The following is a 17,017-nucleotide window of genomic DNA, read 5'->3' as shown; positions in this document are numbered from 1 at the left end:
AAGTAGAGGAATAGCAATGGGTCAAAAAGTACATCCACATGGTATTCGCCTAGGTATTGTTAAACCTTGGAGCTCTACTTGGTTCGCGAATACACAAGACTTCGCTGACAATCTTGAAGGCGATTTCAAAGTACGCAAATTCTTAAATAAAGAATTAGCAAATGCTTCAGTTTCACGTATTACTATTGAGCGTCCAGCTAAAAGTATTCGTGTAACTATTCACACAGCTCGTCCTGGTATCGTAATCGGTAAAAAAGGCGAAGATGTTGAAAAATTACGTAACGCAGTGTCTAAAATCGCTGGTGTTCCTGCTCAAATCAACATTGCTGAAGTGAAAAAACCTGAATTAGATGCGAAATTAGTTGCAGATAGCATCGCTTCTCAATTAGAACGTCGCGTAATGTTCCGTCGTGCAATGAAACGTGCGGTACAAAGCGCAATGCGTTTAGGTGCTAAAGGTATCAAAGTTGAGGTTAGTGGTCGTTTAGGTGGTGCAGAAATCGCACGTTCAGAATGGTATCGTGAAGGTCGTGTACCTCTACATACTCTTCGTGCGGACATCGATTATAACACTGCAGAAGCTCATACAACTTACGGCGTAATCGGCGTTAAAGTATGGATCTTCAAAGGTGAAATTCTTGGTGGAATGGCTGCCGTTGCGCAATCAGAACAACAACCTGCCGACAAGCCTAAAAAGGCTCCTCGCGGTAAAGGTCGTAAGTAAGGAGAAACGCTAAATGTTGCAACCAAAACGTACAAAATTCCGTAAAGTTCACAAAGGCCGCAACCGTGGTATCGCGGGCGGTACTGAAGTTAGCTTCGGTACTTACGGTTTAAAAGCAGTTGGTCGTTGTCGTTTAACCGCTCGTCAAATCGAAGCGGCACGTCGTGCAATGTCACGTGCAGTAAAACGTCAAGGTAAAATCTGGATTCGTGTATTCCCAGATAAACCAATTACTGAAAAACCATTAGAAGTCCGTATGGGTAAAGGTAAAGGTAACGTTGAGTACTGGGTAGCCTTAATCCAACCGGGTAAAGTGCTTTATGAAATGGATGGTGTGTCTGAAGAAGTAGCAAGAAACGCATTTGCATTAGCAGCTGCTAAATTGCCAGTTAAGACCACTTTCGTAACTAAGACGGTGATGTAATGAAAGCTCAAGATTTACGTACAAAAAGTGTTGAAGAGCTGAATGCTGAATTAGTAAACCTTTTAGGTGAACAATTCAAGTTGCGTATGCAGACAGCCACCGGTCAGCTTCAACAAACCCATCAGGCTAAACAAGTGCGTCGTGATATTGCACGTGTAAAAACTGTATTAACCGAAAAGGCGGGTGAGTAATGACTGATAAAATTCGTAGCGTACAAGGTAAAGTTGTTAGCGACAAAATGGAAAAATCTTTCGTTGTTGCTATTGAACGTAAGGTAAAACACCCTTTATATGGTAAATTTATCCGTCGTACAACTAAATTACACGTACACGATGAGAACAATGAAGCCAAAGTTGGTGATACTGTAGAGATTCGCGAATGTCGCCCTCTATCAAAAACCAAATCTTGGACTTTAGTTCGTGTTGTTGAGAAAGCGGTAATCGCTTAATTCACAATGTAACAATAAAAGGCCAATGGTTAATTCCATTGGCTTTTTTACATTTAAGTATTGTAAATTTCAACCGCACTTTTAGTAAATGGGTTTAGAGGATAAAGGTAAATTATCATTGCCTTTCTCTTTTTCTTTTGATAAAATCCGCTACCTATCCGCCGTTCTATCCGAGTAGTGCGGATAGGTTCGTCCCGAAAGGGTGTTTTTTTAATCTTAACGGAGCACTAATATGATCCAAGAACAGACTATGCTGGATGTTGCTGATAATTCAGGCGCTCGCAGCGTAATGTGTATCAAGGTTCTAGGTGGATCGCACCGTCGTTATGCTGCGATTGGTGACATCATCAAAATTACTGTAAAAGAAGCAATTCCACGCGGTAAAGTAAAAAAAGGTGATGTATTAAAAGCAGTTGTTGTGCGCACCAAGAAGGGTGTTCGTCGCCCAGATGGCTCAGTTATTCGTTTCGATGGTAACGCTTGTGTAATTTTAAATAATAACACTGAGCAACCAATCGGTACTCGTATTTTTGGACCAGTGACTCGTGAACTTCGTTCTGAGAAATTCATGAAGATCATTTCTTTAGCTCCAGAAGTACTGTAAGGGGAATGTAATGGCTGCTAAAATCCGTCAAAATGATGAAGTAATTGTTCTTACTGGTAAAGATAAGGGCAAACGTGGCAAGGTAACTAAAGTGTTACCAAACGGTAAAGTGTTTGTTGAAGGTATCAACATTATTACTAAACATGAAAAACCAGTTCCTGCATTAGGAAAAGCTGGTGGTTTAGTGAAAAAAGAAGCTGCAATTGACGTTTCAAATGTTGCGATTTTCAATCCTAAAACAAATAAAGCTGACCGTGTAGGTTTTAGATTCGAAGACGGCAAAAAAGTACGTTTCTTCAAATCTAACAATGAAATTATCTAACAAACTGGAGTAATGCGATGGCGAAACTGCATGATTACTACAGAGATCAAGTAGTAAGCGAATTAAAAAATAAATTCGGCTACAAATCTGTCATGCAAGTCCCACGAATCGAAAAGATTACCCTGAATATGGGTGTGGGTGAAGCATTGACCGACAAAAAATTGCTAGACAACGCAGTAGCGGACTTAGCAGCAATCAGCGGTCAAAAACCTTTAGTAACTAAAGCTCGTAAATCTGTTGCTGGCTTTAAAATCCGTCAGGGATATCCAATCGGTTGTAAAGTAACACTACGCGGTGAGCGTATGTGGGAGTTCTTTGAACGTTTAATTACAATTGCTGTTCCACGTATTCGTGACTTCCGCGGTTTAAGCGCGAAATCATTCGATGGTCGTGGTAACTATAGCATGGGTGTGCGTGAACAAATCATCTTCCCTGAAATCGATTACGATAAAGTAGATCGTGTACGTGGTTTAGATATCACTATCACAACTACTGCTAAGAATGATGAAGAAGGTCAAGCACTACTTGCTGCCTTTAATTTCCCATTCCGTAAATAAGGCAGGTTATAATGGCTAAACAATCAATGAAAGCACGCGATGTAAAACGCGTTAAATTGGCTGAAAAATTCTACGCAAAACGTGTTGAATTAAAGAAAATCATTTCTGATGTCAATGCCTCTGATGAAGATCGTTGGGATGCAGTGTTAAAGTTACAAACTTTACCACGTGATTCTAGCCCATCTCGTCAACGTAACCGTTGCCGCCAAACTGGACGTCCTCATGGCGTTTTACGTAAGTTTGGTTTAAGCCGAATTAAGGTTCGTGAAGCTGCAATGCGCGGTGAAATCCCAGGCCTTAAAAAAGCGAGCTGGTAATATACCACTTTATTTTGGAATCGGAGAAAAAGTACAATGAGTATGCAAGATCCAATCGCAGATATGCTGACCCGTATTCGTAACGGTCAAGCTGCGAACAAAGTTGCAATCAATATGCCTTCTTCCAAGCTAAAAGTGGCAATTGCCAACGTATTAGCTGCTGAAGGTTATATCGAAAGCGTAAAAGTTTTAGAAGGTGCTAAACCTGAATTGGAAATTACTTTAAAATATTTCCAAGGCAAACCAGTTGTAGAAAGCATCCAACGTGTAAGTCGTCCTGGTCTTCGTATTTACAAACGTAAAGATGAATTACCAAAAGTTATGGGCGGTTTAGGTGTTGCAGTTATTTCTACATCTAAAGGTGTTATGACTGACCGCGCTGCTCGTCAAGCAGGTTTAGGCGGTGAGATCATCTGTTATGTAGCTTAATAGAGAGGTAGGAAAATGTCTCGTGTTGCAAAGGCACCTGTTAATATTCCTGCCGGCGTTGAAGTTAAACTCGACGGTCAGCTATTAACAGTAAAAGGTAAAAATGGCGAGTTATCTCGCACAATTCATGAATCAGTTGAAGTAAAACAAGATAACGGACAATTTACGTTCACTCCACGTGAAGGTTTTGTTGAAGCAAATGCTCAATCGGGTACTGCTCGTGCATTAGTTAATGCTATGGTTATCGGTGTTACTGAAGGTTTCACTAAAAAATTAGTATTGGTGGGTGTAGGTTACAGAGCTCAACTTAAAGGCAATGCAATTGCATTAAGTTTAGGCTATTCTCACCCAGTAGAGCACACTTTGCCGGCAGGTATTACTGCAGAATGTCCATCTCAAACCGAAATCGTGTTGAAAGGTGCAGACAAACAGTTGATCGGTCAAGTTGCAGCAGATATTCGTGCTTATCGCCGTCCTGAACCTTATAAAGGTAAAGGGGTACGTTACGCTGATGAAGTGGTACGTATCAAAGAGGCTAAGAAGAAATAATTAAGGTAACACTATGGATAAGAAATCAGCTCGTATCCGTCGTGCAGCTCGTGCTCGTCATATGATGAGAGAGCAAGGTGTAACTCGTTTAGTTATTCACCGCACTCCACGTCATATTTATGCACAAGTTATTGCACCAAACGGTTCAGAAGTGCTTGCCGCTGCTTCAACTGTTGAGAAAGCAATTCGTGAGCAAGTAAAATACACCGGTAATAAAGATGCTGCTGCTGCAGTAGGTAAAGCTGTTGCAGAACGCGCATTAGCAAAAGGCGTTCAAGCTGTTGCTTTTGATCGTTCCGGTTTTAAATATCATGGTCGTGTCCAAACTTTAGCGGACGCTGCACGTGAAGCTGGTCTACAGTTCTAATGAGGTAAATTGAGATGTCAAACATCGAAAAACAAGTTGGTGAACTGCAAGAGAAGCTAATCGCAGTAAACCGTGTATCAAAAACTGTAAAAGGTGGTCGTATTATGAGTTTCACTGCATTAACTGTGGTGGGCGATGGTAATGGCCGAGTAGGTTTTGGTTATGGTAAAGCACGCGAAGTTCCAGCAGCGATCCAAAAAGCAATGGAAAAAGCACGTCGTAATATGATTAACGTTGCTTTGAATGAAGGTACATTACAGCATCCAGTTAAAGGTGTTCATACTGGTTCACGTGTATTTATGCAACCAGCAAGCGAAGGTACAGGTATCATCGCTGGTGGTGCAATGCGTGCAGTATTGGAAGTTGCAGGTGTACGTAACGTTCTTTCTAAAGCGTATGGTTCTACCAACCCAATTAACGTTGTTCGTGCAACTATTGATGCATTAGCAAACATGAAATCACCAGAAATGGTTGCTGCAAAACGCGGTAAAACTGTTGATGAAATCTTGGGGTAATGAATAATGGCTAAAACTATTAAAGTAACACAAGTTCGTAGCTCAATTGCTCGTTTACCGAAGCATAAAGCTACCTTGCGTGGTCTTGGTCTTCGCCATATGCACCACACTGTTGAGTTAATTGATACGCCTGCAGTACGTGGTATGATTAACCAAGTTTCATACATGGTTAAAGTGGAGGAGTAAGAGATGCGTTTAAATACTCTATCTCCGGCTGAAGGTGCAAAGCATAGCGTTAAACGCCTCGGTCGTGGTATTGGTTCAGGTTTAGGCAAGACTGGTGGCCGTGGTCATAAAGGTCAAAAATCTCGTACTGGTGGCGGTGTTCGTCGCGGTTTCGAAGGTGGTCAAATGCCGTTATACCGTCGTTTACCAAAATTTGGTTTTACTTCAATGAAGGCTGCAGTAACTGCAGAAGTTCGTTTGAATGAGTTAACCAAAGTTGAAGGTAATGTAGTAACCTTAGAAACATTAAAAGCAGCAAATATCTTAACTAAAGATATCCAATTCGCTAAAGTAGTTTTAGCGGGTGAAGTGAAATCTGCAGTAACAGTTCGTGGTTTGCGTGTAACTAAGGGTGCAAAAGCAGCAATTGAAGCTGCTGGCGGTTCAGTTGAGGAATAATTAGCAAATGGCTAAACAACCAGGTTATCAAGCAAGAAGTACTAATAGCGGTAAAGGTGAATTAAAAAGCCGATTACTTTTCGTTTTAGGTGCGCTTATCGTTTACCGAATTGGTTCTTTCATTCCGGTTCCTGGTATTGATGCGGCTGTGCTAGCTCAATTAGTTGAACAACAAAAAGGCACCATCATTGACATGTTTAACATGTTCTCTGGTGGTGCATTAAGCCGTGCATCTATCTTAGCATTAGGTATTATGCCGTATATCTCGGCATCTATTGTAATTCAGTTGCTTGCAACGGTTTCTCCTGCTTTAGCAGAATTAAAGAAAGAAGGTGCTGCTGGTCAACGTAAAATTTCTAAGTATACTCGGTATGCGACAGTTGTTTTTGCGACCATTCAGGCAGTAGCTATTTCAACAGGTTTACCAAATATGTTACCTGGCTTAGTGCCAAATGTTGGATTTGGCTTTTACTTCACTTCAGTTGTTAGCTTAGTAACTGGAACTATGTTCCTCATGTGGTTAGGTGAACAAATTACTGAAAGAGGTATTGGTAACGGTATTTCAATTCTTGTTTTTGGCGGTATCGTAGCTGGTTTACCATCAGCTATACTTCAAACTATTGAGCAGGCTCGTCAAGGACAGATGCATCCATTAGTGCTTCTTCTGATCGCAGCTATTGTATTTGCAGTAACTTATTTCGTTGTTTTTGTTGAAAGAGGACAGCGCAGAATTCGCGTTGAATATGCAAAGCGTCAACAAGGTCGTCAAATTTTAGGTGGTCATTCGACACATTTACCATTGAAAGTAAATATGGCAAACGTAATGCCGGCAATTTTTGCCTCAAGTATTATTTTATTTCCAGCTACCTTAACTCAATGGTTTGGACAAAATGATAAGTTTGAGTGGTTAAATAACTTATCTATGTTGTTGAATCCTGGTCAGCCTCTTTATTTACTTGTTTATGCTGTAGCAATTATTTTCTTTAGCTTCTTTTACACTGCAATGCAGTATAATCCGCGAGATACAGCAGATAATCTAAAAAAATCTGGTGCATTTATTCCAGGAATTAGACCAGGGGAACAAACCTCTCGTTATATTGATAAAGTTATGACTCGTCTTACACTGATTGGCGGTCTTTATGTAACGTTTGTGTGTTTAGTTCCTTATATTATGACATCGGCTTGGGATGTTAAATTTTACTTCGGTGGAACATCTCTTTTAATTGTAGTCGTTGTAATTATGGATTTCATCGTGCAGGTTCAGAGTCACTTAATGTCGTCTCAATATGAGTCTGCGTTGAAAAAAGCAAACCTTAAAGGTTTTGGACAATAATTGTTCATTTAGTAGAAAAGGATAAGCAATGAAAGTTCGTGCTTCCGTAAAGAAAATGTGTCGTAACTGTAAAATTGTTAAACGTGAAGGTGTTGTACGTGTATTGTGCAGCGATCCTAAGCATAAACAACGTCAAGGTTAATTCATATTTTTTCTTGCAAAGAACCAGTTGAGCAGTTATACTGCTCAACTCATTTATGTCCTTGGTATTCTGTTTGAGTATCCTGAAAACGGGCTTTTCAAGATCAGAATACCAAATTAGTTAAAATAATAGGAGTGCATAGTGGCCCGTATTGCAGGCATTAACATTCCTGATCACAAACACGCTGTAATCGCTTTAACTGCAATTTACGGTATTGGTAAGACTCGTTCAAAAGCTATTTGTGCTGCAGCGGGTATTGCTGAAGATGTTAAGATCAGAGAATTGTCTGAAGAGCAGATTGACAAACTGCGTGACGAAGTTGGTAAATTTACCGTTGAAGGTGATTTACGTCGTGAAGTAACACTAAACATCAAACGTCTTTTAGACTTAGGTTGTTATCGTGGTTTACGTCACCGTCGTAGTTTACCGGTACGTGGTCAACGTACTAAAACTAATGCGCGTACCCGTAAGGGTCCACGTAAGCCGATCAAAAAATAGTCGGGGTAAATAAAGAATGGCTAAAACACCAGTTCGTGCACGTAAACGTGTAAAAAAACAAGTCGTAGATGGCGTAGCACATATTCACGCATCTTTCAATAATACAATCGTTACTATTACTGACCGTCAAGGTAACGCTCTAGCATGGGCGACTGCAGGTGGTTCAGGTTTCCGTGGTTCTCGTAAATCTACCCCGTTCGCTGCGCAAGTTGCTGCTGAACGTTGTGCTGAAATTGTTAAAGAATTCGGCTTAAAGAACTTGGAAGTTATGGTTAAAGGTCCGGGTCCAGGTCGTGAATCTACAATTCGCGCGTTAAACGCAGCGGGTTTCCGTATCACGAATATTACTGATGTGACTCCGATTCCTCATAACGGTTGTCGTCCACCGAAAAAACGTCGCGTTTAAGACGTATATAGGATAGTTGGAGAAAGAAAATGGCAAGATATTTGGGTCCAAAACTCAAGCTCAGCCGTCGTGAAGGTACTGATTTATTTCTTAAATCAGGCGTGCGTGCGATTGATTCAAAATGTAAAATTGATACAGCACCTGGTCAACATGGTGCTCGTAAACCGCGTTTGTCTGACTATGGTAGTCAATTACGTGAAAAACAAAAAGTTCGTCGTATCTATGGTATTTTAGAACGTCAATTCCGTAACTACTATAAAGAAGCAAACCGTTTAAAAGGTAACACTGGTGAAAATTTATTAGTGTTATTAGAAGGTAGATTGGATAACGTTGTTTATCGCATGGGATTTGCTGCAACTCGTGCAGAAGCTCGCCAATTAGTGAGCCATAAAGCGATTGTTGTAAATGGTCGTGTTGTTAACATTCCATCTTTCCAAGTTTCTGTAAATGATGTTGTTGCTGTTCGTGAGAAATCTAAAAAACAAGCACGTATTAAAGCATCATTAGAATTAGCAGAACAAAGAGAAAAACCAACATGGTTAGAAGTTGATTCTGCAAAAATGGAAGGTGTGTTCAAACGTGTTCCTGAGCGTTCTGATTTATCAGCAGATATTAACGAACATCTGATCGTTGAGCTTTACTCTAAATAATAGTTAAGCTTAAAAGCAAAGAGAGGATAAAATGCAGGGTTCTGTTACAGAATTTTTAAAACCACGTTTAGTAGATATTGAACAAATTAGTTCAACTCATGCTAAAGTGATCTTAGAGCCGTTAGAGCGTGGTTTTGGCCATACTCTAGGTAATGCATTACGTCGTATCCTTCTGTCTTCAATGCCAGGTTGTGCTGTAACTGAAGTGGAAATTGATGGCGTATTGCACGAATATAGTAGTAAGGAAGGTGTTCAAGAGGATATTCTTGAAGTTCTTTTAAACCTTAAAGGTCTAGCGGTTAAAGTACAGAATAAAGATGATGTTATTCTGACACTAAATAAATCTGGAATTGGCCCTGTTGTTGCAGCGGATATCACCCATGATGGTGATGTTGAAATTGTGAATCCGAATCATGTAATCTGTCACTTAACTGACGAAAATGCATCAATCAGTATGCGTATTCGAGTTCAGCGTGGTAGAGGATATGTTCCAGCTTCAGCTCGCACTCATAGTCAAGCAGAGGAGCGTCCAATTGGCCGCTTACTTGTTGACGCTTGTTATAGCCCAGTTGATCGCATTGCATATAATGTTGAAGCAGCTCGTGTTGAACAACGTACTGATCTAGATAAACTTGTTATTGAGTTAGAAACTAATGGTACGCTTGAGCCTGAAGAAGCAATTCGTCGTGCTGCAACAATCTTAGCAGAGCAACTCGATGCATTCGTTGATTTGCGTGATGTTCGTCAACCTGAAATTAAGGAAGAAAAACCGGAATTTGATCCGATTTTATTACGTCCTGTAGATGATTTAGAGTTGACAGTTCGTTCTGCTAACTGTTTGAAAGCAGAAACAATTCATTATATCGGTGATTTAGTACAACGTACAGAAGTTGAATTATTAAAAACACCTAATCTTGGTAAGAAATCTCTTACTGAAATTAAGGATGTGCTCGCTTCACGTGGCTTGTCACTTGGTATGCGCCTTGAAAATTGGCCACCAGCAAGTATTGCTGAAGACTAGTTTGGTCATAGGTTAAGATTTTTCTGAGAAGGATAAGATCATGCGCCATCGTAAGAGTGGTCGTCAACTAAACCGTAATAGCAGCCATCGCCAAGCGATGTTTCGTAACTTAGCAAGTGCTTTAGTTAGTCATGAAATCATTAAGACTACTTTGCCTAAAGCTAAAGAATTACGCCGTGTAGTTGAACCGTTAATTACATTAGCAAAAGTAGATAGCGTTGCAAACCGTCGTTTAGCATTCGCTCGTACTCGCAACGTTGAAACTGTTGCAAAATTATTCAATGAATTAGGTCCACGTTTTGCTCAACGTGCAGGTGGCTACACTCGCATCTTGAAATGTGGTTTCCGTGCAGGTGATAATGCTCCAATGGCATATATTGAGCTAGTTGACCGCCCAGAAGTTGTTGATGCAGCATCTGCGGAATAGTAGTTGATATTTTAAGAAAAACCCACTTTATAGTGGGTTTTTTTATATATTTAGAGAATTAATGATATAAAGTAGAAGAGCGTTAGTTTCTAATATGTTTTTATGGATTTTTAGAAAATTATTTAATAGTCCATGATTATTATTTCTTAAAATGAATGAGAGAATCTTCTCTTAACTCTAAGATAGATGCATATTCCTTGCGCCAGTCTCCCAGCACAATTCTAGTCATTCCCTCTTCTTTATGAATATTTTCTCTATGGGTATGTCCGTGAATTAGCAAATCCACATTAAACTCCTGCATTTTTTGTATAGTGAATGTTTTATTTACATCCATGATTTTTACTGATTTTTTTTGTTTATCTTGATTACTTTTAGAGCGGATTTTTTCAGCAATTTTTATTCGAAGTTTTAATGGTAAACATAGAAATGTTCGTTGTAGCCACTTATTATTAACTTTGTTACGAAATTTCTGATAGGCAGTGTCATCAATACAAAGGCTATCACCATGACATAGTAAGATATTTTTTCCGTAAAGATTGATGAGCTTGTATTCTGGTAATAATTCAACTCCCGTTTCTTTTGAAAAACGCTCTCCAATAAGAAAATCGCGATTTCCATGTTGGAAATAACATTGCACTCCTTTATCATGCAAGGATTTTAGTAGGTTCTTTATTTTTATAATTAGTGGGGACTGTTCATCATCACCAACCCAGAAATCGAATAAATCACCTAATATATAAACTTGTTCAGTTTCTGGTTCGATGTTTTGTATAAAGCTTATAAAAAGTGCGGTTAATTCAGGTTTTGTTTCACTTAAATGCAAATCAGAAATAAAATAAGAATGTTTCATAAATATTCCATTAATCTCTTCTAGATAGACGTAAACTATAACTTAATTTGTTATAATTTGAAAAATATAACTATATTTTAGTTTATTAACTATAGATGTGAATTAAAAAATTAAATAGGATCAAGATATGTTAAAACTGCTTAGAATTTTTATTGTTACAGTTTGTTGTATTCTGATTTGTGTATTGGGTACAGTTTATTCATTTATTAGGTTTAAAAATCCGAGTAATGTAGGGATTATGGCTCGTTGGTTTGGGCGCTTACATCCGTTGTTTGGTTTGAAAGTAGAATATCGTTTTCCAAATTCTATCAATAAATTAAGTCCAGCTATTTATATTGGCAATCATCAAAATAATTATGATATGGTGACGATATCTTATATGGTTCGTCCGAGAACTGTGAGTGTTGGTAAGAAAAGTTTAATTTGGATTCCTTTTTTTGGGATCCTATATTGGATTACAGGTAATATATTTTTAGATCGTGAGAATCGGACTAAAGCTCATAGTACTATGGCGCAACTTGCTCACCGGATTAATGAAGACAATTTGTCTATTTGGATGTTTCCAGAGGGTACTCGTAGTCGAGGCCGTGGGTTATTGCCTTTTAAGACAGGGGCGTTTCATGCAGCAATTTCTGCGGGGGTACCAATTATTCCAGTTGTTTGTTCAACAACACACAATAAAATTAATTTAAATCGTTGGAATAATGGAATAGTGATTTGTGAAATGTTAGATCCTATTGATGTTTCAGGTTACAACAAAGATAATGTGCGTGATCTTGCTACTTATTGTCATGATTTGATGGAGAAACGCATTGCTGAACTAGATATGGAAATTGCGAAAAGGAATTAAAATGCAAACTTTCTCTCGTCGTCAATTATTAAAAAATACTACTATTTCAGCTGCACTTTTTAGTTTACCAATGCCATTATGGGCTGCTGTACGTGATAAATTAATTGTTCCACCTTTGATAGAAGTTCGTCGAGGACGTCCAATAGTGCTTACTATGCAGGAAGTTAATTATGAATTAGATGGAAAGCATAATGTAACAGCATGGGGATTCAATGGCAATTATTTGGGGCCAACGATAAAAATCAAATCAACTAATTTTGCTAAACTAAATTACCATAATAATTTGCCGCAATCGATAGCTTTGTCCATTCAAGGGTTGCAGGCTTCAGGGGAGCTTTTTGGAGGTGCTGCTCGGGTATTAAAAAAAGACGAGACTTGGGCTCCGATAGTACCGATTGAGCAAGCTGCGGCAACGTGTTGGTACCGTTCTTCTATATTAGCGAATTCGGCTTATCAAACATACCGAGGGCTTGTAGGAATGTGGTTAGTTGAAGATGAGCAAAGTATTCAGGCGAATATTCCTCATAAATATGGTGTAGATGATATCCCTTTGATTTTACAGGATATGTCATTTAATAGTAATGGCCTTCAACTTTTTAAGCAAAATCAACCAAATTTTGTTGGAAATCGTTTATTAGTTAACGGTATAGAAGCACCCTATTTAAATGTTGTTCGTGGTTGGGTTCGTTTACGATTATTAAATGCATCTTTAGCGCGAGCTTATGATTTACGTCTAGATAATGAGCAGAGTATGCTATTGATTGCTAAGGATCTGGGGTTTTTACCTAAGGCAAAAAGTATTCAGTCTGTGATTCTTGCTCCAGGAGAACGAGTTGAAGTACTTATTAATATGAGTGAGGTTGATTCTGTTTCATTGATTGATGGTAAAAAACGAGACGTGTTAGATAAGATAAAAAATATTTTTAGCAGTGGTGATGATTTACTGGATAATACAGTTATTGAGTTACGAGCACAAGGTGAAGCTACAGTTTTTAGCAAGACATTAAATCTTACTTTTGATACAGATGCACCAGAAATGTTAGTTCAACCTATAGCGCAAATTCGTGAGTTCAATATTGATGTGACGAATGGGCTAATTAATCAAAGACGTTTTGATCCTAGAAGAATTGATGTAGTGGTTCGAAAAGGTACGGTAGAGCGTTGGATTTTAAATGCTAATTTACCTGTGGGGTTTACTATTCAGGGGGCAAAATTTGTCGTAGAAAGTCAGGATGATCATATTTATCAAGCGGATGAGTTAGCCTGGAAAGATACTGTTTGGGTAAAAGGAAAAACACATATATTAGTTCGGTTTGATCAGGTTTCTTCAAATAATTACCCATTTTTATTTGGTGTATCGAATTTAATGTTAGCTGATATGGGATGTATTGGTGTTATGGTTGTTCAGTAAGTGAAATGAAAGTGCGGTAGATTTTTGTGCGATTTTTTGTATAATCAGTACCTCTATTAAGAGGGGTATAATGATGAAAAAAGCTTTAATTATTGCTGCATTATCAGCAAGTCTAAGTGCTCAGGTGGCTCTTTCTGAAACACCAAATGCTCAAGAACAACAATCTCGTCTTTATTTAGGTGTTTATGATGTATCAAGTAAACTGCCAGTTTTATTGGATAAATTAGAAATTTCACGTTCTTCTAAAAAACAACAATTATGCTGGCGAATAAATGGCTCATTTGGAAAGAAAGTTCAAGCCACAGAGATTTTTACATCTCCAGCTAAAGCAAATTTTTATATTTCATCAGATATAGGAATGGTAACTTTATCTGAAGATAAAAAAACACATACAATAACGAGTCAGCGCGATTCCTTAAACGATGGGAAATTAGTAATAAATTGTTGGAGTTTTGATCAAAAAGATCCTCGAGGTAAATATACTATCTTTATTAAGTTAGGAGAGATGGAATATGGTCCTTTAACATTTACGGTTGTGAAATAATTAGATGATAACCCAGGTTTTACTGGGTTTTTTTATTATTGTGAATATATCGTATTTGATAAATTACTTGTTTTAGTGACGACCGATGTAATCAAAAATGAACAAAAATAATATGTTTGCGTATCTTGTTCCTAAAAGTTCGGTTATTTTTGAAGAAGAAATTAAGAAAAGCCGTTTTATCACTTATTTACAGAGGACTACAGGGATCGCTGAAGCTAAAGCTTTTTTGGAAGAGATTAAACGAGAGCATAGAGCAGCGCGCCATCATTGTTGGGCTGCGGTAATGGGAAATCCAGTAGATTCTTTACAATGTGCTTTTTCTGATGACGGCGAACCATCAGGTTCGGCGGGTAAACCAATGCTTAGTGTTCTTCAAGGTAGTAATATTGGTGAAATTAGCGCTATAGTGGTACGTTATTATGGTGGAATTTTGTTAGGTACAGGAGGATTAGTTAGAGCCTATAGTAATGGAGTACAGCAAGCATTGAAATTATTAGAAACAGAAATAAGAGTAGAACGTTCCCTTTTTGGTTTAGATTGTCATTATAGTCAATTGAGTCTAGTACAGTTACTTTGTGATAAGTATGAAGTAGAAATATTAGCTCAAAATTTTCAGTCCCAAGTATTTTTAACATTGGGTATTAGTAAACAAACGGTTGAATCTTTTGTTAGAGAATTGAGAGATAAATCAATGGGAAAACTAGTGATTAAATCAATTGAATAGGCGAATAACTGTGCATATTTTATCTATAATACGAATTATTGGTATCCTGATTATCTGTTTTTCCGGAACGATGCTTATTCCGGCATTCATTGCATTGATTTATGGTGATGGAGGCGGAAAAGCTTTCATACAGGCATTTACTTTTAGCTTGACTGTTGGCGTACTGCTCTGGTGGCCTTGCCATCACTACAAACAAGAATTGCGTTCTCGTGATGGTTTTTTAATTGTTGTCGCATTTTGGTTTGTTCTAGGTGGTTTAGCGACGTTACCATTTTTATTATTTGATGTACTAAATTTAACAGTTGCTTCAGCAGCATTTGAAGCCTTTTCTGGATTAACGACAACTGGTGCAACAGTGATGAGAGGATTGGATAACCTTCCAAAAGCGATGTTATTTTATCGTCAATTTTTGCAATGGCTTGGTGGAATGGGAATTATTGTACTCGCAATAGCTATCATTCCATTATTAGGTGTGGGGGGGATGCAACTTTATAGAGCTGAAATGTCGGGGCCAATGAAAGAACAAAAAATTAGACCAAGGATTACTGAAACAGCAAAAGTTCTTTGGGTGATTTATATTTCTTTAACTGTTTTTTGTGCATTAGCATATTGGTTGGCTGGGATGGGAGTTTTTGATGCTATAACTCATAGCTTTTCTACTGTTTCAATCGGTGGCTTTTCAACTCATGATGCGAGTATCGGCTATTTCAATAGTCCATTAGTTAATTTGATCACCGTATTATTTTTACTGATTTCCGCCTGTAATTTTGGATTACACTTTCGTGCGTTTTCGACCATTGGCCATGAGAATTTTTTTAAGATTTATCTACGTGACCCTGAATTTCGTTTTTTTATAAGTATCCAGACTATACTAGTAATAATCTGTACATTAGTGATGTGGAGTCATAATTATTTTACTTCATCATGGAAAGATTTTGAGCAAGTATTGTTCCAGACGGTATCTATTTCAACGACAACGGGCTATACAACTTCTGATTTCACTGTTTGGCCTTCTTTTGTACCTGTTCTTTTAATATTGGCTTCATTTATGGGCGGTTGTGCTGGTTCTGTCGGTGGTGGTTTACGTGTTGCACGTATACTTGTACTGTATTTACAAGGGAAACGAGAACTTAAACGTGTTGTTCACCCTAATTTAGTTTATCCCATCAAGTGGGGAAGAAATGTGTTAGATGAAAGAGTGATTGGTAGTATTTGGGCATTCTTTTCAGCTTATCTTCTAGTGTTTATTATCTGTTTACTTGGTGTCGTTGCTTGTGGTGTTGACCCTTTTAATGCCTTTAATGCCGTATTGGCAACCCTAAATAATTTAGGACCTGCACTAGGGGAAGTAAATAGTAATATGGTGAGTATACCCGATAGTGCTAAGTGGATTTTAATTATCGCAATGGTATGTGGGCGACTTGAAATTTTTACTCTTCTCGCTTTATTTACACCTACTTTTTGGAAAAACTAATGAAAACGTTAATATTATATTCAAGCCATGATGGACAGACGAAAAAAATTGCTGATTTTTTATCTAGATATATTGATGGAGAGGTTTATGTAGATGCATTAATGGAAAATTATACGATTGAGTCTTTTGATCGTGTAATAGTTGGTGCATCTATACGATATGGGCACTTTAATAAAGCGCTTTATCGCTTTGTTGAAAGCAATCGTTATCAACTTGAACAAAAAAGTGCGGTTTTTTTTGGGGTTAATTTAACTGCTCGTAAAGAAGGCAAAGATAATCCAGAAAGTAATACTTATGTACGTAAATTTTTACAACGTACAGAATGGAAACCTAAATTAGCCGCAGTATTTGCAGGTGCACTCTTTTATCCACGATACAGATGGATTGATCGTGTTATGATTCAGATTATTATGAAAATTACTGGTGGCGAGACAGATCCTAAGAAAGAGATCGAATATACAAATTGGGATAAAGTGAAGAAATTCGCTAATCAAATTAATGAAATGGGCGTTTAGCTTTGGAGAAAAATTTATATAAATTGATTGAGGTTTAATCAAAAGATCATTTTTTTAAATATTTTTACAAAAAAGTACTTGCAAGGGTTTTGAAAATCCCTATAATGCACCGCACACAACGACGCACTGTTGTGAAGTCTTTAAGTTTCCAAGTGCGTCGTTGTTTTTTGCTCTTTAACAATATATCAGACAATCTGTGTGGGCACTTGTTGATTGACTTGTTTTAAAATATTTTAATTTTGAAGTCTTAATAGGTGCTTAACTGAAAATTCATAATTACTTTTTTAAGTAG

The 17,017-nt window shown here is 37.9% G+C and carries 28 protein-coding genes; 27 read left to right on the top strand and 1 reads right to left on the bottom strand.

All coding sequences use genetic code 11. The features are described from left to right. Positions 1-16: 16 nt before the first annotated feature. The 21 genes from rpsC to rplQ all read left to right on the top strand — a co-directional run bounded on the left by rpsC (position 17) and on the right by rplQ (position 10,357). Complete coding sequence (gene rpsC, locus KP710_RS08995) at positions 17-724, top strand: 30S ribosomal protein S3 (protein ID WP_005625894.1); 708 nt, start codon at positions 17-19, stop codon at positions 722-724. A gap of 13 nt (positions 725-737) precedes the next feature. Further along, positions 738-1,148 (top strand): 50S ribosomal protein L16, encoded by a 411-nt coding sequence (rplP, locus tag KP710_RS08990; RefSeq protein WP_005625890.1) that lies wholly within the window; start codon positions 738-740, stop codon positions 1,146-1,148. Then, positions 1,148-1,339, top strand: coding sequence for a 50S ribosomal protein L29 (gene rpmC, locus KP710_RS08985; protein ID WP_005625888.1), 192 nt, complete (start codon positions 1,148-1,150; stop codon positions 1,337-1,339). The genes rplP and rpmC overlap by 1 nt, the downstream gene beginning before the upstream one ends. Continuing rightward, positions 1,339-1,596, top strand: a complete 258-nt coding sequence (rpsQ, locus tag KP710_RS08980; RefSeq protein WP_005625886.1) for a 30S ribosomal protein S17 — start codon at positions 1,339-1,341, stop codon at positions 1,594-1,596. The genes rpmC and rpsQ overlap by 1 nt, the downstream gene beginning before the upstream one ends. A gap of 232 nt (positions 1,597-1,828) precedes the next feature. Continuing rightward, the gene (gene rplN / locus KP710_RS08975) at positions 1,829-2,200 is read left to right on the top strand and encodes a 50S ribosomal protein L14 (protein ID WP_005548786.1); all 372 of its coding nucleotides are present in this window, start codon (positions 1,829-1,831) and stop codon (positions 2,198-2,200) included. Between the two features lie 10 nt (positions 2,201-2,210). Next, the gene (rplX, locus tag KP710_RS08970; protein ID WP_048952548.1) at positions 2,211-2,522 is read left to right on the top strand and encodes a 50S ribosomal protein L24; all 312 of its coding nucleotides are present in this window, start codon (positions 2,211-2,213) and stop codon (positions 2,520-2,522) included. Positions 2,523-2,539: 17 nt separating this feature from the next. Next, on the top strand, positions 2,540-3,079 hold the full coding sequence (rplE, locus tag KP710_RS08965; protein ID WP_005625881.1) for a 50S ribosomal protein L5: 540 nt from the start codon (positions 2,540-2,542) through the stop codon (positions 3,077-3,079). 11 nt (positions 3,080-3,090) lie between these two features. After that, positions 3,091-3,396 (top strand): 30S ribosomal protein S14, encoded by a 306-nt coding sequence (gene rpsN / locus KP710_RS08960; protein WP_005625879.1) that lies wholly within the window; start codon positions 3,091-3,093, stop codon positions 3,394-3,396. 36 nt (positions 3,397-3,432) lie between these two features. After that, a complete protein-coding gene (gene rpsH / locus KP710_RS08955) occupies positions 3,433-3,825 on the top strand; it encodes a 30S ribosomal protein S8 (protein ID WP_005625877.1) in 393 nt (130 codons plus the stop codon). Positions 3,826-3,840: 15 nt separating this feature from the next. Then, positions 3,841-4,374, top strand: coding sequence for a 50S ribosomal protein L6 (gene rplF / locus KP710_RS08950; RefSeq protein ID WP_009500767.1), 534 nt, complete (start codon positions 3,841-3,843; stop codon positions 4,372-4,374). 13 nt (positions 4,375-4,387) lie between these two features. After that, positions 4,388-4,741 carry a 50S ribosomal protein L18 gene (rplR, locus tag KP710_RS08945; RefSeq protein ID WP_005625873.1) on the top strand — a complete coding sequence of 118 codons (354 nt, stop codon included), beginning with the start codon at positions 4,388-4,390 and terminating at the stop codon, positions 4,739-4,741. 14 nt (positions 4,742-4,755) lie between these two features. Continuing rightward, positions 4,756-5,256: a 30S ribosomal protein S5 gene (rpsE, locus tag KP710_RS08940; RefSeq protein WP_005625871.1), complete on the top strand. Its 501-nt coding sequence runs from the start codon at positions 4,756-4,758 to the stop codon at positions 5,254-5,256. Positions 5,257-5,262: 6 nt separating this feature from the next. Further along, entirely contained in the window at positions 5,263-5,442 is a 180-nt protein-coding gene (rpmD, locus tag KP710_RS08935; RefSeq protein WP_005543631.1) for a 50S ribosomal protein L30, read from the top strand. Positions 5,443-5,445: 3 nt separating this feature from the next. Continuing rightward, on the top strand, positions 5,446-5,880 hold the full coding sequence (gene rplO / locus KP710_RS08930; RefSeq protein ID WP_048952549.1) for a 50S ribosomal protein L15: 435 nt from the start codon (positions 5,446-5,448) through the stop codon (positions 5,878-5,880). Between the two features lie 7 nt (positions 5,881-5,887). Then, positions 5,888-7,213, top strand: a complete 1,326-nt coding sequence (gene secY, locus KP710_RS08925; RefSeq protein WP_005625869.1) for a preprotein translocase subunit SecY — start codon at positions 5,888-5,890, stop codon at positions 7,211-7,213. 28 nt (positions 7,214-7,241) lie between these two features. Continuing rightward, complete coding sequence (rpmJ, locus tag KP710_RS08920) at positions 7,242-7,355, top strand: 50S ribosomal protein L36 (protein ID WP_005625868.1); 114 nt, start codon at positions 7,242-7,244, stop codon at positions 7,353-7,355. A gap of 141 nt (positions 7,356-7,496) precedes the next feature. After that, positions 7,497-7,853, top strand: a complete 357-nt coding sequence (gene rpsM, locus KP710_RS08915) for a 30S ribosomal protein S13 (RefSeq protein WP_005625867.1) — start codon at positions 7,497-7,499, stop codon at positions 7,851-7,853. Positions 7,854-7,869: 16 nt separating this feature from the next. Next, complete coding sequence (gene rpsK, locus KP710_RS08910) at positions 7,870-8,259, top strand: 30S ribosomal protein S11 (RefSeq protein ID WP_005543603.1); 390 nt, start codon at positions 7,870-7,872, stop codon at positions 8,257-8,259. A gap of 29 nt (positions 8,260-8,288) precedes the next feature. After that, positions 8,289-8,909, top strand: coding sequence for a 30S ribosomal protein S4 (gene rpsD / locus KP710_RS08905; RefSeq protein ID WP_005625866.1), 621 nt, complete (start codon positions 8,289-8,291; stop codon positions 8,907-8,909). Positions 8,910-8,940: 31 nt separating this feature from the next. After that, positions 8,941-9,930 (top strand): DNA-directed RNA polymerase subunit alpha, encoded by a 990-nt coding sequence (locus KP710_RS08900; protein WP_005625865.1) that lies wholly within the window; start codon positions 8,941-8,943, stop codon positions 9,928-9,930. Positions 9,931-9,970: 40 nt separating this feature from the next. Next, complete coding sequence (rplQ, locus tag KP710_RS08895) at positions 9,971-10,357, top strand: 50S ribosomal protein L17 (protein ID WP_048952551.1); 387 nt, start codon at positions 9,971-9,973, stop codon at positions 10,355-10,357. Positions 10,358-10,496: 139 nt separating this feature from the next. Here rplQ and lpxH read toward each other — a convergent pair whose 3' ends face one another. Beyond that, positions 10,497-11,207: a UDP-2,3-diacylglucosamine diphosphatase gene (gene lpxH, locus KP710_RS08890; RefSeq protein ID WP_048952552.1), complete on the bottom strand. Its 711-nt coding sequence runs from the start codon at positions 11,205-11,207 to the stop codon at positions 10,497-10,499. A gap of 127 nt (positions 11,208-11,334) precedes the next feature. Between lpxH and KP710_RS08885 the strand changes: the two genes are divergently transcribed. The 6 genes from KP710_RS08885 to hemG all read left to right on the top strand — a co-directional run bounded on the left by KP710_RS08885 (position 11,335) and on the right by hemG (position 16,725). After that, positions 11,335-12,057 (top strand): 1-acylglycerol-3-phosphate O-acyltransferase, encoded by a 723-nt coding sequence (locus KP710_RS08885; protein ID WP_048952553.1) that lies wholly within the window; start codon positions 11,335-11,337, stop codon positions 12,055-12,057. A gap of 1 nt (position 12,058) precedes the next feature. Then, a complete protein-coding gene (locus KP710_RS08880) occupies positions 12,059-13,468 on the top strand; it encodes a multicopper oxidase domain-containing protein (protein WP_048952554.1) in 1,410 nt (469 codons plus the stop codon). 70 nt (positions 13,469-13,538) lie between these two features. After that, positions 13,539-14,012: a PM0630 family protein gene (locus tag KP710_RS08875; RefSeq protein ID WP_252346396.1), complete on the top strand. Its 474-nt coding sequence runs from the start codon at positions 13,539-13,541 to the stop codon at positions 14,010-14,012. A gap of 112 nt (positions 14,013-14,124) precedes the next feature. Further along, entirely contained in the window at positions 14,125-14,736 is a 612-nt protein-coding gene (locus KP710_RS08870) for a YigZ family protein (protein WP_048952556.1), read from the top strand. Positions 14,737-14,746: 10 nt separating this feature from the next. Then, complete coding sequence (locus KP710_RS08865) at positions 14,747-16,210, top strand: TrkH family potassium uptake protein (RefSeq protein ID WP_048952557.1); 1,464 nt, start codon at positions 14,747-14,749, stop codon at positions 16,208-16,210. Next, entirely contained in the window at positions 16,210-16,725 is a 516-nt protein-coding gene (hemG, locus tag KP710_RS08860; protein ID WP_048952558.1) for a menaquinone-dependent protoporphyrinogen IX dehydrogenase, read from the top strand. The genes KP710_RS08865 and hemG overlap by 1 nt, the downstream gene beginning before the upstream one ends. Positions 16,726-17,017: the final 292 nt, after the last annotated feature.

Source organism: Haemophilus sp. SZY H35 (assembly GCF_018829705.1).
Lineage (GTDB): Bacteria > Pseudomonadota > Gammaproteobacteria > Enterobacterales > Pasteurellaceae > Haemophilus > Haemophilus haemolyticus_K.
This window is presented reverse-complemented; position numbering and strand designations above follow the sequence as displayed.

Coding starts and splice junctions, on each gene's coding strand:
- rplF (WP_009500767.1), top strand. CDS start 3,841: ATGTCTCGTGTTGCAAAGGCACCTGTTAATATTCCTGCCGGCGTTGAA.
- KP710_RS08880 (WP_048952554.1), top strand. CDS start 12,059: ATGCAAACTTTCTCTCGTCGTCAATTATTAAAAAATACTACTATTTCA.
- rplO (WP_048952549.1), top strand. CDS start 5,446: ATGCGTTTAAATACTCTATCTCCGGCTGAAGGTGCAAAGCATAGCGTT.
- rplP (WP_005625890.1), top strand. CDS start 738: ATGTTGCAACCAAAACGTACAAAATTCCGTAAAGTTCACAAAGGCCGC.
- lpxH (WP_048952552.1), bottom strand. CDS start 11,207: ATGAAACATTCTTATTTTATTTCTGATTTGCATTTAAGTGAAACAAAA.
- rpmC (WP_005625888.1), top strand. CDS start 1,148: ATGAAAGCTCAAGATTTACGTACAAAAAGTGTTGAAGAGCTGAATGCT.
- rpsE (WP_005625871.1), top strand. CDS start 4,756: ATGTCAAACATCGAAAAACAAGTTGGTGAACTGCAAGAGAAGCTAATC.
- rplE (WP_005625881.1), top strand. CDS start 2,540: ATGGCGAAACTGCATGATTACTACAGAGATCAAGTAGTAAGCGAATTA.
- rplQ (WP_048952551.1), top strand. CDS start 9,971: ATGCGCCATCGTAAGAGTGGTCGTCAACTAAACCGTAATAGCAGCCAT.
- rpsH (WP_005625877.1), top strand. CDS start 3,433: ATGAGTATGCAAGATCCAATCGCAGATATGCTGACCCGTATTCGTAAC.
- KP710_RS08900 (WP_005625865.1), top strand. CDS start 8,941: ATGCAGGGTTCTGTTACAGAATTTTTAAAACCACGTTTAGTAGATATT.
- rpsN (WP_005625879.1), top strand. CDS start 3,091: ATGGCTAAACAATCAATGAAAGCACGCGATGTAAAACGCGTTAAATTG.
- rpsC (WP_005625894.1), top strand. CDS start 17: ATGGGTCAAAAAGTACATCCACATGGTATTCGCCTAGGTATTGTTAAA.
- rplX (WP_048952548.1), top strand. CDS start 2,211: ATGGCTGCTAAAATCCGTCAAAATGATGAAGTAATTGTTCTTACTGGT.
- KP710_RS08870 (WP_048952556.1), top strand. CDS start 14,125: ATGTTTGCGTATCTTGTTCCTAAAAGTTCGGTTATTTTTGAAGAAGAA.
- hemG (WP_048952558.1), top strand. CDS start 16,210: ATGAAAACGTTAATATTATATTCAAGCCATGATGGACAGACGAAAAAA.
- KP710_RS08875 (WP_252346396.1), top strand. CDS start 13,539: ATGATGAAAAAAGCTTTAATTATTGCTGCATTATCAGCAAGTCTAAGT.
- rplN (WP_005548786.1), top strand. CDS start 1,829: ATGATCCAAGAACAGACTATGCTGGATGTTGCTGATAATTCAGGCGCT.
- rpsQ (WP_005625886.1), top strand. CDS start 1,339: ATGACTGATAAAATTCGTAGCGTACAAGGTAAAGTTGTTAGCGACAAA.
- rpsD (WP_005625866.1), top strand. CDS start 8,289: ATGGCAAGATATTTGGGTCCAAAACTCAAGCTCAGCCGTCGTGAAGGT.
- secY (WP_005625869.1), top strand. CDS start 5,888: ATGGCTAAACAACCAGGTTATCAAGCAAGAAGTACTAATAGCGGTAAA.
- rpsK (WP_005543603.1), top strand. CDS start 7,870: ATGGCTAAAACACCAGTTCGTGCACGTAAACGTGTAAAAAAACAAGTC.
- rpmD (WP_005543631.1), top strand. CDS start 5,263: ATGGCTAAAACTATTAAAGTAACACAAGTTCGTAGCTCAATTGCTCGT.
- KP710_RS08885 (WP_048952553.1), top strand. CDS start 11,335: ATGTTAAAACTGCTTAGAATTTTTATTGTTACAGTTTGTTGTATTCTG.
- rplR (WP_005625873.1), top strand. CDS start 4,388: ATGGATAAGAAATCAGCTCGTATCCGTCGTGCAGCTCGTGCTCGTCAT.
- rpmJ (WP_005625868.1), top strand. CDS start 7,242: ATGAAAGTTCGTGCTTCCGTAAAGAAAATGTGTCGTAACTGTAAAATT.